General features: G+C 72.3%; 13 protein-coding genes and 1 tRNA gene. 2 read left to right on the top strand and 12 right to left on the bottom strand.

From position 1 onward, the window contains the following. Positions 1 to 127 precede the first annotated feature (127 nt). Genes AB4091_RS06585 through AB4091_RS06595 form a run of 3 tightly spaced genes read right to left on the bottom strand, consistent with a single transcriptional unit; the run spans position 128 to position 4,178 of the window. Positions 128 to 622 (bottom strand): metallophosphoesterase family protein, encoded by a 495-nt coding sequence (locus tag AB4091_RS06585; RefSeq protein WP_442290929.1) that lies wholly within the window; start codon positions 620 to 622, stop codon positions 128 to 130. After that, positions 619 to 1,557, bottom strand: a complete 939-nt coding sequence (locus AB4091_RS06590) for an FAD binding domain-containing protein (protein WP_442290930.1) — start codon at positions 1,555 to 1,557, stop codon at positions 619 to 621. Before AB4091_RS06590 ends, AB4091_RS06585 begins: the two co-directional genes overlap by 4 nt. Beyond that, complete coding sequence (locus AB4091_RS06595) at positions 1,554 to 4,178, bottom strand: molybdopterin-dependent oxidoreductase (protein ID WP_442290931.1); 2,625 nt, start codon at positions 4,176 to 4,178, stop codon at positions 1,554 to 1,556. Before AB4091_RS06595 ends, AB4091_RS06590 begins: the two co-directional genes overlap by 4 nt. A gap of 133 nt (positions 4,179 to 4,311) precedes the next feature. On the opposite strand from AB4091_RS06595, the gene AB4091_RS06600 reads away from it, so the two are divergent. Beyond that, positions 4,312 to 5,247 (top strand): 2-dehydropantoate 2-reductase, encoded by a 936-nt coding sequence (locus tag AB4091_RS06600; RefSeq protein ID WP_442290932.1) that lies wholly within the window; start codon positions 4,312 to 4,314, stop codon positions 5,245 to 5,247. Between the two features lie 37 nt (positions 5,248 to 5,284). On the opposite strand, the gene AB4091_RS06605 is transcribed toward AB4091_RS06600, so the two are convergent. Next, entirely contained in the window at positions 5,285 to 6,037 is a 753-nt protein-coding gene (locus AB4091_RS06605; protein WP_442290933.1) for a matrixin family metalloprotease, read from the bottom strand. Between the two features lie 251 nt (positions 6,038 to 6,288). Between AB4091_RS06605 and AB4091_RS06610 the strand changes: the two genes are divergently transcribed. Then, positions 6,289 to 6,996, top strand: coding sequence for a M50 family metallopeptidase (locus tag AB4091_RS06610; protein ID WP_442290934.1), 708 nt, complete (start codon positions 6,289 to 6,291; stop codon positions 6,994 to 6,996). Positions 6,997 to 7,100: 104 nt separating this feature from the next. Here the strand turns inward: AB4091_RS06610 and AB4091_RS06615 are convergent, their stop codons facing one another. From AB4091_RS06615 to AB4091_RS06650, 8 genes are all read right to left on the bottom strand, one after another. Further along, positions 7,101 to 7,760, bottom strand: coding sequence for an LON peptidase substrate-binding domain-containing protein (locus AB4091_RS06615; protein WP_442290935.1), 660 nt, complete (start codon positions 7,758 to 7,760; stop codon positions 7,101 to 7,103). Positions 7,761 to 7,878: 118 nt separating this feature from the next. Continuing rightward, on the bottom strand, positions 7,879 to 8,895 hold the full coding sequence (locus AB4091_RS06620) for a serine/threonine-protein kinase (RefSeq protein ID WP_442290936.1): 1,017 nt from the start codon (positions 8,893 to 8,895) through the stop codon (positions 7,879 to 7,881). Positions 8,896 to 9,262: 367 nt separating this feature from the next. Next, positions 9,263 to 9,682 carry a hypothetical protein gene (locus tag AB4091_RS06625; protein WP_442290937.1) on the bottom strand — a complete coding sequence of 140 codons (420 nt, stop codon included), beginning with the start codon at positions 9,680 to 9,682 and terminating at the stop codon, positions 9,263 to 9,265. Between the two features lie 194 nt (positions 9,683 to 9,876). Beyond that, complete coding sequence (locus AB4091_RS06630; RefSeq protein ID WP_442290938.1) at positions 9,877 to 10,785, bottom strand: hypothetical protein; 909 nt, start codon at positions 10,783 to 10,785, stop codon at positions 9,877 to 9,879. Between the two features lie 72 nt (positions 10,786 to 10,857). Then, positions 10,858 to 11,340 carry a hypothetical protein gene (locus tag AB4091_RS06635; protein WP_442290939.1) on the bottom strand — a complete coding sequence of 161 codons (483 nt, stop codon included), beginning with the start codon at positions 11,338 to 11,340 and terminating at the stop codon, positions 10,858 to 10,860. Between the two features lie 297 nt (positions 11,341 to 11,637). Continuing rightward, positions 11,638 to 11,720: transfer RNA gene (locus AB4091_RS06640), tRNA-Leu, on the bottom strand. A gap of 96 nt (positions 11,721 to 11,816) precedes the next feature. Beyond that, on the bottom strand, positions 11,817 to 12,629 hold the full coding sequence (locus tag AB4091_RS06645; protein WP_442290940.1) for an NAD-dependent epimerase/dehydratase family protein: 813 nt from the start codon (positions 12,627 to 12,629) through the stop codon (positions 11,817 to 11,819). A 43-nt stretch (positions 12,630 to 12,672) separates the two neighbouring features. Further along, complete coding sequence (locus AB4091_RS06650) at positions 12,673 to 14,304, bottom strand: MinD/ParA family ATP-binding protein (RefSeq protein ID WP_442290941.1); 1,632 nt, start codon at positions 14,302 to 14,304, stop codon at positions 12,673 to 12,675. Positions 14,305 to 14,442 lie beyond the last annotated feature (138 nt).

Below are 14,442 nucleotides of genomic sequence, written 5' to 3' on the forward strand. Positions count from 1 at the left end.
CTCATCGAGTGCCTACTTCCCCACGCCCACCAAGTCGAGTGCCCACTTCCCGACGTCGTTCGCCGCATCCCCTCGTCGAGTGCCACTTTCCGACGCAGGAAAGTGGGCACTCGATGGTGGCGGGGTATCAGCGGGCCAGCTCGTGGATGCGGGCGTCGACGATGTCGCCGTCGCGCAGGTCCAGCACGGCGTAGGTCCCGGCAGGCTGACGCCGGCGGTCGGTGGGCGAGCCGGGGTTGAGGATGCGAAGGCCGTCACCCGTCTCGTCGAGCGGGATGTGCGAGTGCCCGAAGACGACCAGGTCGGCCGTGGGGAACACGTTCCGCAGCCGAGCCACCCGCCCTTGCTTCTGGCCACTGTCGTGGATCATCCCGACCCTCACACCGCCCAGCTCGATCTCGAGCGTCTTGGGCGCACCCCACTCGGCGACCTCGGGGACGTCGTTGTTGCCCATGACCACGTGGACCGGCGCGTGGGTCGCCAGCAGGTCGAGCACGTCGGGCGTGCACACGTCGCCGGCGTGCAGGATCACGTCGGCGCGCTCGAGCTCGGGCTGCAGCGCGGGCGGGCAGCCCTTCCACCGCCGCGGGCTGTGCGTGTCGGAGACGACGACCACCCTCACGTGGAGACGCGCTCCAGCACCTCGCGCACGACGCCCTCGACGAGCTCCACCTTGTACCCGGTCTCGGGCAGAGGGTGAGCGCCCTCCGACGCTGCCGTCGCTGCGGCCGTGATCGCGGCGTCGTCCAGGGCCGAACCGACGAGGAGGCCCTCGACAGCCTTGAGCCGCAGGGGAGTCGGCGCGACGCCACCGATGGCAAGCCCGCACTCCGAGACCCGGCCGTCACCGTCGCGCACGACTCGACAGACAGCCTCGACGAGCGGCCACTCCGCCTCGAAGCGGCTGATGGCACGGAAGTACGCCGCTCGCTCGCCAGGCACCGGCGCCGGCAGCACGACCCGGGTCAGCACCTCGTCGTCGGCGAGCAGGTGGTCGCGGGTCGGGTCGGACCCGTCGCCGAGGAGGTCACCGACCGCGAGACCGTCACGCTGCGTCGTGTCGACGGTGGCGGCATACGTGAGCAGGGCCATCGCGAGGGACGACGGGTGCGGGTGGACGCACGGCGCGGTGTCGAAGACGTTGCCGTAGAGGTGGCGTCCGTCGCGTGCCGGACAGCTGTCGCCGCCCGACTTGAAGCACGAGGTGTGCGGGTGTCGGAAGTACCAGCATCGCGTGCGCTGGAGCAGGTTGCCGCCGATGGTCGCCATCGCCCGCACCTGCGGGGTGGCGAGGCCGGCCGCGGTCAGCGCGAGCGCCGGGTAGTCGTCGGCGAGCTCGCGCGCGACGGTCGCGACCGTGGTGCCGGCGCCGATGGTGGTGCCGCTGCCGCCACGCTCGATACCCGCGAACCCGCGTATGCCGGTGAGGTCGAGCACGTGCGGTGTCGCGCCGCTCGTGCGCAACCGTTCCTGCAGGTCGGTGCCGCCGGCCCGGTAGACGAAGTCGCCTGTGCCGTCGGGCCGCTCGTCGTATGCCGTGAGGATCGTGACGCTCATCGCGCCACCCCCGCACGGAGGCCTTCGAGCACCCGGTCCGGGCGGACGGGGAGGCTCAGGGGGCGCCAGCCGGTCGCGTTGAAGATCGCGTTGCCCACCGAGGCGGCCGGGCTGATCGTCGCCACCTCGCCGAGACCCACGCCACCGCCGGGCACGCGGTCCCAGCCGTCCTCGTGGAAGTGGATGTCGATCTCCGGGGTGTCGCCGAGCTGCGGGATGCGGTAGTCCTCGAGGTTGGCGGTCAGCGTGAGCCCGGTGTGCGGGTCGAGCACCTGGTTCTCGTAGAGGGCGAGGCCGATGCCCTGGATGATCGAGCCCTCGCACTGGCTGCGGGCGAGCACCGGGGCGTGGATGCGTCCGACGGCGATGCCACCGTGGACGCGCAGCACGCGAGTCTTGCCGGTGCGGGTGTCGACCTCGACCTCGCTGACGTGCACAGCTGCCGAGAAACCACGCCCGATCTGGATGCCGTTCATGGTGATCGGCACGGCGCGCACGCCGCGGTCGCCGCCGCGCTTCGCCGAGGCGGAGGCACCGTCGGGGACGGCTGCGAGGTCACGACCCACCCGGTCGCGCAGGGTCGTCGCGGCGTCGACGGCTGCCGACCACAGCGAGACCGTCGTGCGGCTGCCGCCCGAGGCAGGGCCGTGGCTCGTCCCGGCGTGCGAGCGCCCGAGCCGCACCTCCACCTCCGTGGGTTCGACGCCGAAGATCCCGGCCACGGCACGAGCGACGACGGTGCGGCTGCCCGTGCCCATGTCCTGACTCGCGGTCGACGCGACGAGCCGGCCGCCGGCGACGGACACGACGACCTCGCAGTCGGGGTCGACGAGGTAGATCCAGTTGCCCGTCGCCACCCCGACGCCGCGCCGGAACCGCCCCGACCCGCTGCCGGTCACCGGCCGCTGCTGCCAGGTGGGCAGGGCAGTCGCCCAGCGGTAGAGGGCCTGGCGCTTCTGGTTGCCGTCCCACTGGGCCCGCAGCCCGATCGGGTCACGGCCGGTGCGGTGCGCGACCTCGTCGACGGTCTGCTCCAGCGCCCAAGCGCTCGTCGGACCGCCGGGGCCACGGAAGGGAGCGCCAGGCGGAGCGTTCGTGACGACGTCGACATCGCGCGCCAGCCGGGGGGTGCGGTCGTACATCAGCATGGCGAGCGCCGCGACGCTGTTGCCGATCGCCACGCCGGCGTGGCTCTCCGTGTCCACGGTCAGGGCCTTGACCGCCTGTGAGCGGTCGTCGACGAGGAGCGAGACACGAGTGCGGCTGCCCGGGCGGTTGCCGGTTCCGGTGAGCTCCTCGTGCCGGTCGAGGACGAGCTTGACCGGACGACGCGCGATGCGGCTGAGCGAGATGGCGCCGACGGCCTCCATGGTGAGGCTGAGCTTCGCCCCGAACCCACCTCCGACATACTCCGCCACGACTTCGACCTCGGCCGGGTCGAGGTCGAAGTGCCCGGCGATCTCGGTGCGCATGAGGTCGACGCCCTGGGTGCTGAGCCACACCCTCAGGTGCTGCGGGTCGGTCCAGTCGGCGACACAGGCGTGCGGCTCGAACGCGGTGTGCACCTGAACCCCGGTGCGCAGCTCGAGCTCCACGAGACCGGTCGCTCCGCTCCCGCCGGGGGCCCCTCGTCCTCTCGAGCCCGCCGACGCGATGCGCCGTTTGGCCACGGTGCCGAGGAACGGCGTACGCGCTGGGCCGTGTCGGTTGCCGTCCCACGGCGCCGGCATCGACCCGCCCTCGCCGGCGCTCGGCGCAGCCTTGCGGTCGGCGCGGGTCGCATAGACGAGCGGAGCGCCCGGGCGGACCGCCTCCTCGGGGTCGACGACGAACGGGTGCGGGGTCACCCGGACCTCGAGCTCGCGGGCGATCCGCCGCGCCTCTGCCGGCGAGTCGGCCGCGACCACGGCGATCGGCTGCCCGGCCCAGCGCACCCGGCGGTCTCCGGTGCCCTCTTGGGCGAGCAGGTCGACGCCGACGACGCCCGGAGGGAACGTGATCGGCCCGACGATGCCTGCGGCGACGTCCGATCGGCAGAACGCGGCATGCATCATGCCCGGGAGGCTGACGTCGGTCGTGTAGACGGCGGCGCCGGTGACCTTGGCCGGGGCATCGACGCGCTCGACCGTGCCGGCGCCGTCGTCGTGCTCACCCCGGCACGCTGCCGCCACGGCGCGGAAGATGCCTTCATAGGCTCCGCACCGACAGAGGTGCCCGGCCAGCGCGTCGGCAATGGTCTGACGGTCCGGCTCGTCGGTGCCGTGGTCGGTGCGCCACCTGTCGTGGAAGGCGACAGCGTCGACGATGAATCCTGTTGTGCAGTAACCACATTGGAGGCCGTCGTGATGCATGAACGCCCGCTGCACAGGGTGCAGGTTCTCTCCGTGGGCGATGCCCTCGACGGTGGTGACCGCGGCGTCGCGCAGTCGGGTCGCCGGGGTGAGGCAGCCGAGCACGGGCTCGCCGTCGACGAGCATCGTGCACGCCCCGCACACGCCGCTGCCGCAGACGAGCTTCGTGCCGGTCAGCCCCAGCCGGTCGCGCACGACGTCGACCGCCGCCTCGGTGCCGTCGACCTCGACGACCCGTGACTCGTCGTTGACCGTGGTGTTGAGCTCCATGAGGCCTCCTCCGGCTGCGTCTCGGCAGGGCGACTCGAGACGGTCCAGTGCGACGCTACCTCCGGACCCGCGCCGGGCGCGATGATGTCGTCGAGGGCTTGGAATGCGTGCCCGAGGACGAGGAGGTGCGGCCATGCGCATCGCGGTGCTGGGCACGGGTGGGATCGGCGGGTACTTCGGCGGCCGTCTGGCGGCGTCCGGTCACGACGTCACGTTCGTCGCGCGGGGTCCACATCTCCAGGCGATCCGTGAGCGAGGCCTGCAGGTGGCGAGCGTCGCCGGCGACTTCACCGTGAACCCGGCGAGCGCCACGGACGACCCGGCGACGGTCGGCGAGGTCGACGTGGTGCTGCTCGCGGTCAAGACGTGGCAGCTGCCGCCGGTGCTCGAGAAGCTGCCCTCGCTCGTGGGCCCCGCCACCGCGGTGGTCACGACTCAGAACGGCGTCGAGGCACCCGGACAGGTCGCCGCCGTCGTCGGGCGCGGCGCCGTGCTGCCGGGCATCGCCAAGATCTTCGCCGTGATCGACGGTCCCGGGAGGATCACCCACGCCGGCGGTCCGGCATCGCTGGCCTTCGACGAGTGGGAGGCTCCTCCCGGCGCTCCCTCGCAGCGGGTGTCGCGCCTCCGTGAGGCCGTCACGGCCTCGGGCGCGGTGTCACCGGTGCCCGACGACATCTGGGCCGAGCTGTGGTCGAAGATGCTCTTCGTCGTGCCCTTCGGCGGTCTTGGCGCAGCACTCGCCGCGACCTTGGGCGAGCTGCGCACGAAACCGGCCCGGCGCCAGCTGCTTCGCGACGCGATGCGCGAGGTCGAGGCGCTGGCCCGGGCCCGCGGCATACGGCTCCCGGAGAAGGTCGTCGACGGCACGATGGCGTTCGTCGACGACCAGCCCGCCGACGCCACCACGTCGCTGCAGCGCGACCTCCTCGAGGGCAGACCGTCAGAGCTGGACGCCTGGACTGGCGCGGTCGTGCGCCTCGCCGCCGAGTCGGGTGTGGAGGTGCCGCTGCACCGGCTCCTGCTCGAGGTGCTGACCAGTCGGCATCCCGACGCGCTGCCCGGCTGACGACCCGCACGGCTGGCCTGCGTGCACCCGGTGCCGCTCAGAGGTCGGGGCGGCACGCCCCGCGACCCAGGATCGCGAGGCCCCGGCGGTCACCGTCGGCGGGCCCCTCGACAGCACCACCCGACTCGGACATCAGCTGCGAGCCATCGGCGACGTGGTTGAGCCCGATCACGTGACCGATCTCGTGCTCGACGACCGCGCGCGCCGAGTCGCGGCGCCCGTCGCGGAGCAGCCCGGTCATCGCGTCGCGGTCGAGCCACACCGACCCGGAGACGTAGACGAGGACCCCGTCCCCGGCCGCGCGCGGCGTGCTGCCGCCGAGACCGATGGTGCCGCCGGCGAGTCGGGGAATCTGTTCCGGCGTCGCGAACGAGATGTAGACCGGCGCCCAGCGGTCGCCGTAGCGGTCGGGCTGGTAGGGGTCGCGCTCGGGCGTCGGCGGCTCGTCGGTCAGGCCGTCGTCGACGAAGCGCAGGCCGCTCGCCTCAGACATCGTCACCACCGCCTCGCGCACGAGCGCGTCACCACCTTCGGGCAGACCGACCGTGCTCGTGGTGAAGTGGATCGGGCGACACGGGTCGTACGCGACCGGTTCGGTGCCGTCGGCCTGCATCCGCATGAAGGTGTAGCCGCCACGTCCACCCGGCGTGGCGGGGGGAGCGCCCAGGGGGGCCTGGGCCGCCCCGATGCCTGCGGGTGGTGCGTCGGCCCCGAGACCGTGGCGCGAGTCGAACGGTCGCGCCTGCCACAGCCAGGCCGGGAGTGCCACCACGAGAAGGGCGACCGCCATGATCCCCAGCCAGCTCGGACTCCACAGCCTGCGACTCCAGCTGGTCTCCGCCCGATGTCGACCCGGCGGCCGCTCAACGCCGACCACGGACCCCTGAACCATGTCCTGCATGCTGCCGTGAACCACCTGTCCTGTCGCCTAGAGACCCGTCCACCCCCCGAGATCAGGTGGGAGTCGGCGACGTGGCCTGCCCGTACCCGCTCGGCGCCCGCCTCAGGCGCTCACACGTGCGTGGGCTAGGTTCGGCGCTCGTGAACTGGTTCGAGGCGGTGCATGATCGGGTGGTCCCGGCCACCGGCGACGTCGCACTCGCCGCGCCGCGCCTCGTCGTCGTGCTGGCCGTCGCCCTGGTGCTCATCGTCGTCGAGCCGCTCTGGCGGGTCGTGCGTCTCGCCGTGACCCTGGTGCACGAGCTCGGTCACGCCGTCGTCGGAGTGCTGGTCGGACGGCAGTTCACCGGCTTCGTGCTGCGCGGCGACATGTCGGGGCACGCCGTCACGCGCGGTCCCGTGCGCGGTCCCGGCCGGGTCGCGTCGACGTGGGCCGGCTACCCGGTGCCGGCGCTGCTCGGTGCCGCCATGGTCTGGGCCGCCGGACGCGGCTGGTCGGCACCGATGATCACCGCCGGTCTCGCCGTCCTGCTCTTCGCCCTGGTGCGGGTGCGCTCCGCGCTCACGGTGGTCGTCATGACCGTGGCCATCGTCAGCTCGGCGGCGTTGTGGTGGTGGCGCGACGATGCCCTCCAGCCACAGGTCCTCGTCGGTCTCGGCGTCGTGCTCCTCGTCGGGGCCTGGCGTCATCTCGGGGCCGTGCTCAAGGACCGCAGCCGCGGCAGCGACCCGGGCGTCCTCGCCTCGCTGACCCGCCTGCCGCGCGCCCTCTGGAACGGCTCCTTCGTCGTCGTATGCGCCCTGGCGACCTGGGTCGTCGTCGCCGAGATGGTCGCCACCCTCGCCTGAACAGGCCGTGGCCCCATCGGAAACTGGGCACTCGACCGAGAGGGGCCGTCGGGAACTGCGCACTCGATGCACCCTTCTCGTCGAGTGCTCACTTTCCGGCGAGGTCAGTTGAGGCTGAAGGGCGGAACCGCGGGTGGGGCGACGGCGCCCAGTGCCGAGGCGAACTCGCTCTCGCGCCGCACCAGTTGCAGACCCAGCCGCAGGCGCGACTCGGTGTCCACGCACTCGAGCAGGCGCTGGCGGTCGGCGACGTCGAGGCTGACGTTGTCGGGCACGGCATACGCGAGCGTGCGCGGGTCGGGGGGCAGCTCGCCCGGTTCGGGCTCCCTGCCGAGCGAGGCGGCGAAGGTCGCGAGCTCGGCGCGAAGCACGCCGGCGAGCGCCGTGACCTTGCTCCCGTCGCCGTCGGACTCGGGAAGCCAGGTGACGCGGGCGGTCGCGTACGGGGTTCCGGCCGCGTCGTCGATGGCGTCGAGGCGGAAGCGGTCGGTGCCCTCGGAGACGACGAAGAAGCGCTCCCCCTCAAGGGCGGCTGCCTGGGTCAGCAGCGCACCACACCCGACGGGGTGCAGCGCCGTGACCGCGTCGTCGCCGACCTCGTAGCCCTCGCGGATCGCGACGACCCCGAAGACCGGCGGCCGCTCGTCCTGGCCGTCGAGCAGGTCGTGGAGCAGCTGCACGTAGCGCGGCTCGAAGATCTGCAGCGGCAGTCGAGCCCCGGGCATGAGCACCGTGGAGAGCGGGAAGATCGGCAGGGTCGCCATCCCGCCAGCCTAGGCACGGTCGGGCCTCGCCGGGGTTCCCGACGAGCGCCGGCGTTCGCCGGCCTACCGCCTGCGCGGGCCGTGTGCTGACCTCGGTGGCGCCAAACCGCGCGGGCTCTCAGTCGCGCAGTCCCGACGGCATCGCCTGGGTGGCTCCGAGCTGGGCGTCGTCGACGGTGCGAGCGCCGTCGTCCCCGTTGGCAGCCGCCCCGTCGGTCGCGCGGCCGACCTGCTCGGCCACCTCCTCGACGTTCTCGATCATGTCGGCCGGGGAGCCGTTGATGGCGGTCGCAAGGCCCAGCGCCAGGCCGCGCAGCTCCTGGTCACCCATGCCGAGACGGACGGCGACCGTGGCCGCGTTGGCGGGCCGCTTCTCCGGGTCCTTCTCCAGACACTCGGTGATGAGCTCGCGGAGGTCGACGGGCACGGTGTCGGGCAACGGCGGCGGCGCCTCGTTGACGTGGCTCAGCGCGGTCGCGATCGGCGTGCCACGGTCGAAGGGTCGCTGGCCGACGAGCATCTCGTGCGCCACGACACCGAGAGCGTAGAGGTCGCTCGCCCCCGTCGCCGCGTGGCCCAGGGCCTGCTCGGGACTGATGTAGTTGGGCGTGCCGAGCATCTCGCCGTGCTGGGTGTGGCCGGAGGCGTCGAGCGCCCGAGCGATGCCGAAGTCGGTGAGCTTCACGAGGCCGTCCTCGCGCACCATGATGTTCGCCGGCTTGATGTCGCGGTGCACGACGCGGGCCTCGTGCGCCACGCCGAGCGCGAGGGCTGCCTGACCCATGATCGAGCGCACCTCGTGCGGCGGTAGCGGGCCACGCTTGTTGAGGATGGCCGAGAGGGCCTCACCCTCGACGAGCTCCATGACGAGGAAGGCGAGACCCTCGTCCTCGCCGTAGTCGAAGACCGTCGCGATGTTCGTGTGCATCAGGCCTGCGGAGTGCACGGCCTCGTCGCGGAACCGCAGGGCGAAGAGGCGCTCGTGGTCGGTGTCGGGACGCATGATCTTGATCGCGACGTTTCGCTGGAGCACGTCGTCGGTGCCGCGCCACACGTCGGCCATGCCGCCCGAGGCGATACGGCCCTCGAGGTGGTAACGGTCGCCGAGGACGAAGCCTTCCTGGAGACGGTTCATCTGAGGGGGCACCTGGGCCTTTCGGACGGAAGGTGCGCGTCGTGTGACATCTGAGAGGCCTTCGTCAGCGGTCATCGTACGGGACCCAACGGTTGGATCTGGCATTCGTCGACCAGTCCTGGGAGTGGTCGACGCTGTGACCGGCCCCCGGGCCACGGCTCCCGCCTACATACCCCCGTCACCTCGCCGCGAACCATCGGGCGCCCCTGGTTTGCCCGCGTCGCACCGCCGGCAGGGCACCGACGGGGGGGACCCGACGGCATACGCAGGGCGTATGCCGTCGGGTCGGTGGCGCGTCAACGCTGGGCCTCGCTGCTGCGATCGGGTGGGTGTTCCGCTGCACGCGAGACCGGGCGCGTCAGACGCGTCAGGCGGGTCGAGCGGGTCGGCGCCGGCTCACGGCGATGAGGGCCACGCCACCAGCGATCACCGCTGCCGTCGCAGCGCCGATGCCGAGGATCGGCAGGTTCGTCGGCTGCGCGAGCGGGACCGAGACCTTCGGCGCCACCGGGGCGACGGGCGCGGCCGGCCTGCCCTCGGCGCTGTTGGCCGAGCCGGCCTCTGAGTGCTTCGGGAAGAGCTTCGCGTCCCGGCACTGCCCGATCGTGCCGCCGCCCATGTAGCGGCAGTCGGACGCGGCCGGCGTCACCGGCTGCGGGGTCGGCTCCCAGGGTTGCTGGGCCATGGCCGGGCCGGCCAGGGCCAGCGAGAGCACCGCGGAGGCACCGAACGCGGCGGCGGAGCGGCGGCTGAGGCCCGAGGACGTGGTGGAGGACTGACTGGACATGTGGCGCTCCCTTCTGGGTGGAGAGTGACCCGCGCCGGTCGCGCCTGACCGTGATCCCATCCCCCTGGCGCCGCACCCTCGGGGAGATCCGTCGGGTTCGGCAGGTGGTGATCGAGCGGGTGACAGGCAGAGGGAGCGGTCCTCGACCCAGATACCGGTTTGCTTGCTCCACAAGCGATCTCGCGGGTTATCCCTTAGGACAACCTCCGCCAATGCGGACGATCCCTGCTGGACTCGCCGGCCCCCGAGCACGGTGTCGTCCCAACCTCGCGGGCCTCGTGGCCCTCACCCGGTTCGGCACGGTTCGCCAGGGCGATACAGCCGGCGAGGGTGACGACGAAGGCCGCCCCCGCCCACGGCGCCCGCCCCGCGGCGACCCGGTCCCCGAGCGCCAGGAGGCCCACCGCTGCCGGCAGCACCGTCTCGGTCGCGAAGGTCAGGGCGGCCACCGTCGTGACACGGCCCCGGCTGAGCGCCATCCCGTAGGCGACGGTCGCCAGCACCGCGTGCCCGACGAGCGCCCACGCGAGGCCCTCGGTTCCGAGCGCCCAGACCGGGGAGGGGATCTCGAGCAGGCGGGCCGCGACTCCGACACCACCGAAGCCGAGACCTGCGGCGACGCTGAGCAGGGCGCCGCCGCGCCGCCGGTCCCTGGCGCCCACGACGAGCAGGACCCCCACCAGCAGCGCCGCCGCGAACAGCCACCACGTCGCCGCGGGACCCGGGTGCACGGCCGGACCGTCAGCCGCCGTGAGCGCGAGGCCCGTCAGGCCGACGCCGACGGCGAGCAGCGCGATGACCTCAGGCACGCCGAGGCGGACGTGGAGCACGAGGACCGACAGCACCGCGGTGACGGCCACCGAGGAGGCGACGGCGGACTCGACGAGGAAGAGCGGCAGGGTGCGCAACGCCGCCACGGACGCGAGGAAACCGACACCGTCGAGGGCCAGGCCCACGGCATACGGCCACCCGGCGCGCACGCGCCCGATGACAGCGGTGCCGGCCGGCAGTGCGGCAGCCCGGCGGACGCCGATCGCCTGCAGCACCGTGGCCGCGCCGTAGGCGAGCGCCGCGAGGAGGGCGCCGAACAGACCGAGCGTCACCGGGTCATCGTCGCAACCGCCACTGGGAAGGGGCTCCGAGGCGGACGCGATGACAAGCTCTGCCGTGTCGTCTCAGCCGGGCCGTGTGGCCGACACGGACACCGTCACCACGGACTTGGCGCCGGGCGGTGCCTTGTCCGCGGACGTGACGCGGCGCGCCAGCACGTCAGCGACCGTGCCCGGATCCGCACCGGGGTCAGGGTCGGGGCCGCCACTAGCTCGCCAACCGCCGAGATCGACGGCCGCATTGTCTTTGAAGTGCCATGTCGAGTCGAAGTGTGCGTGGACGTCCTTCCCGACCTCGGCGGGCGTCTGCGTGGTGGCGTAGACGAGGGTGACCGACGAGGCGTTGCGGAGCACGCTGTTGCCACCACCCTTCGAGATGGTCCGGGAAACCTCGATCCCCCCTGCAGGCACGATCATCACGTCCAGCTTCGAGAGCCGGTCGACGACCCTCTGGTCGGCCGCGGCCGTGCTGCACGCTGTCAACCCGGCCGCGGCGACGACCGCGAGGGCGAGGATCGCCGCGGTCCGCCGAGCGCGTCCACGCATCATGCCTCCAGCCTCAACCCGTCCGATGTTCACCATTGAGGGTCACCCTGCACGACGAATCTCTCCCCCTGTCCGCGCACCTGTGATGCTGGGAACGTAGCGGCGCCATGGGCGATCAGGGCCAGAACTGCTTCTCTGAGCGGGACTTCGCGAATCCTGGTCTCGCCCCTGATGGGGCGCGAGATCCCGCAGGACGCGTTGCAGGGCGACACCGGTTGCGCGATCAAGCAGCAGACGAGCGAGCGCGAGACAGCGAAGAGGGCCCAGACCTTGGTAGGTCGGGGCCCTCTTCTCCACGCGTGCGCGAGGGGGGATTTGAACCCCCACGCCCTTTCGGACACTGGCACCTGAAGCCAGCGCGTCTGCCGTTCCGCCACTCGCGCGTGACAAGGAGACAGTGTGGTGCATCCCCCGCCAGATCGCCAAACCGGGACACGCGCCGTCCCGTCAGGCGTCCGCCCGAACGCCGCGTTCAGCCGTCACCGACCCCCGTGCGGCGCGCCGAGCCGGTAGGCCGGCTCGGTGAACCCGCCACCGAGGAACGGCGAGGACCGCTCGGCGGAGGCCTGCTCGAGCTCGACGGCATACGCCTCGGCGTCGTCCTGCGGGTCGAAGCCGATGGCCAGTCCCGGCGAGAGGTCCACGCGTCGTCGGGTGTTGCGCGAGACCCCCCACACGACGTGGTGCCCCCTCGCCTCGGTCGTGAGCGTGGCGAGGACGAGCTTGGTCATGTCGTCGGGCGAGAGCCACGAGCGCAGCGAGCCCGGCACGCCGGAGCCGTCAGCGAAGGTCATGATGCGCGCGCTCACGACGGTGATGCCGAAGCGGGCGGCATACAGGGCCCCGAGCGCCTCCAGCGCCGCCTTGCTGACGCCGTAGTACGTGTCGGGCGCCGGGAGCGGCATGCCCTGCCGGAGCGCCGGCGAGTCGACCGGCACGAACCCCGCCGCGTGCACCGAGCTGGCGAGGAGCAGCCGCGGCACCCCGGCCAGGCGTGTCGCCTCGCACACCGCACGGGTGCCGTCGATGTTGACGGAGAGCAGGTCGGCCCAGGCCTGCTCGTCGGAGTACGCCCCGAGGTGCACGACGAGATCGGCGCCCGCGAAGGCCTGCGCCTGGCCGTCGATGTCCCGCAGGTCGCACTCGACGACACGCTCGAGCGCTCCATCGACGTCGGCGACCGGAACGCCCAAGCCCTCGCAGAGCACGAGCCGGTGCCCGGCCGCGCGCAGGCGCGGCCGCAGGGCCGTCGCGATACGCCCGGCCGCGCCGGTCAGCGCGAGAAGGGCCACGCGGACGGCATACCCGGTCGGGGGACGCGTGTGCTCGCCGAGGTCAGAGACCGTCGACGACGACGGCCGCCATCTCCATGCAGGACTCGTGCGTCTTGCGGTTGATCTTCAGCGGGTCGAGGTGCAGGCCCGGCGCGAGCATCGGGTCGTAGGGGATGTCGACGACCGCGCGCACCCACTGCTCGAAGTGCTCGCGCGTGTGCACGCCGGCACCGATGTCGTTGCCCTTGGCCGACGTGTGCGAAATGACGCAGACGGCATTGCGCACGAGGTCACCACGACCCATCGCGACGAGCGCGTCGAGGTTCTTGGCCGCGACCACCGACGTGTCGTCCTTGAGGGACGTCGCGAAGACGAGCATGTCGGCCCGCGCAGCCGCCGCCAGCCAGTTCGGCGAGAGGCGGTTGTTGCCGGTGTCGACGACGATCATGCGGTAGAAGCGCGACAGCTGAGTGTGGAGGTCCTCGAACTCCTGCTCGCCGATGATGCGCATCGCCTCGTCGTCGTCGGCCGACGCAAGCACGTCGAACGAGAGCCCTCGCTGCTCACGCACCCAGTGCTCGAGCTCGGACGTGCCGGCGTTGGGGTCGTTGGCGATCGTCGGCAGCGCGCCGAGCAGGTCGACGACCGTGCGGTGGTGGCTCTGCGACGGGGCGCGCATGCCGAGCGTGCCCTCGGTCTCGTTGTTGTCCCACGCGAGCACCGAGCCCGAGCGGTAGCGCCCGAGGTAGCTCGCGAGCATCAGCGTGACGAGCGTCTTGCCGCCGCCACCCTTGGTGTTGATGACCATGATCGTCTTGCGGCCGTTGAGCGGCCGGGCGATGCGGTCGATGCGGTCGCGCTCGAGCATCTCCCTGACGCTCGGACCCATGCCGAAGGCCTTGCGCAGGCCCGAGTTGGCCTTGGTCTTCTGCCGCTCACCCTTCGACCGCGCCGTGATGAGGTCCTCGGCGCTCGGGCGGTCGGAGTTGCCCTCGCGGGCAGCCGGGGTGAGGTCGTATGCCGTCGACTGCGCCTCGTAGCCACCCTCGGCCGCTGCCGCGGCGACGTCGGGGTCGAGCGCCGGCCGGGCGGCATACGCCTGCTGGGCCGCACTGTGGTCGGTGCCGTAGTGGTCGGACGCGCCGGCGGTGCCGGTCGAGTCGGCGGAGGTCGAGCTGCTGCTCGAGCCGGACGCGCTCGTGCCGGCGGGCGTCCACCCGGAGTACTCCTCCTCGGACGCGGCGGCGGTGTCGGCGTTGTGCTGGAGGGTCGACCAGTGGGCCGTCGACTGGCCCGGGTCGTCTGCGGTGTCGGAGCCACTGGCCGCAGGCCACTCGCCCGTGCCGGGGTCGGAGGGCTGCCACTCGGTCCATGACGTGGTGGACGACCCGTTGTGGTCATGGCCGTTGGTGTCGCTGGAGGCGGACTCACCGCCGTACTCATAGGAGTCGGTCCACTGGTTGGCGGGCGTGTCGTCGGAGGGGCTGACGGCCGGGTGCTGGCCGGTGTCGCCCGGCTGCCAGGAGGTGTCCTCCCATGTGGAGCTCCACGGGTCGGCCGGAGCCTGGTCCTCGTGGGGCGCGCCTGCCGTCGCGGTGGGGATCGGAAGGGTGAAGCCACCCGGGATGGAGTTGTTGGCGGAGAAGCCGGGGATGCCCTGGCCCTCGTTGCTTCCGGTCTCGTCCTTGCTCATCGAGCGCTCCTTGCTGGCCTACCACGTGCGGGACCCGCCGCGGGACCCCGTGAGATCGTCCCATGCTTCCGTCACACATCAAACCCGCTGACCAGCCGTGCGGCGCGTCAGGAACGCGTCGCGAGGGGCCCGGGAACG

The organism is Terrabacter sp. 2RAF25, assembly GCF_052115265.1.
Lineage (GTDB): Bacteria > Actinomycetota > Actinomycetes > Actinomycetales > Dermatophilaceae > Terrabacter.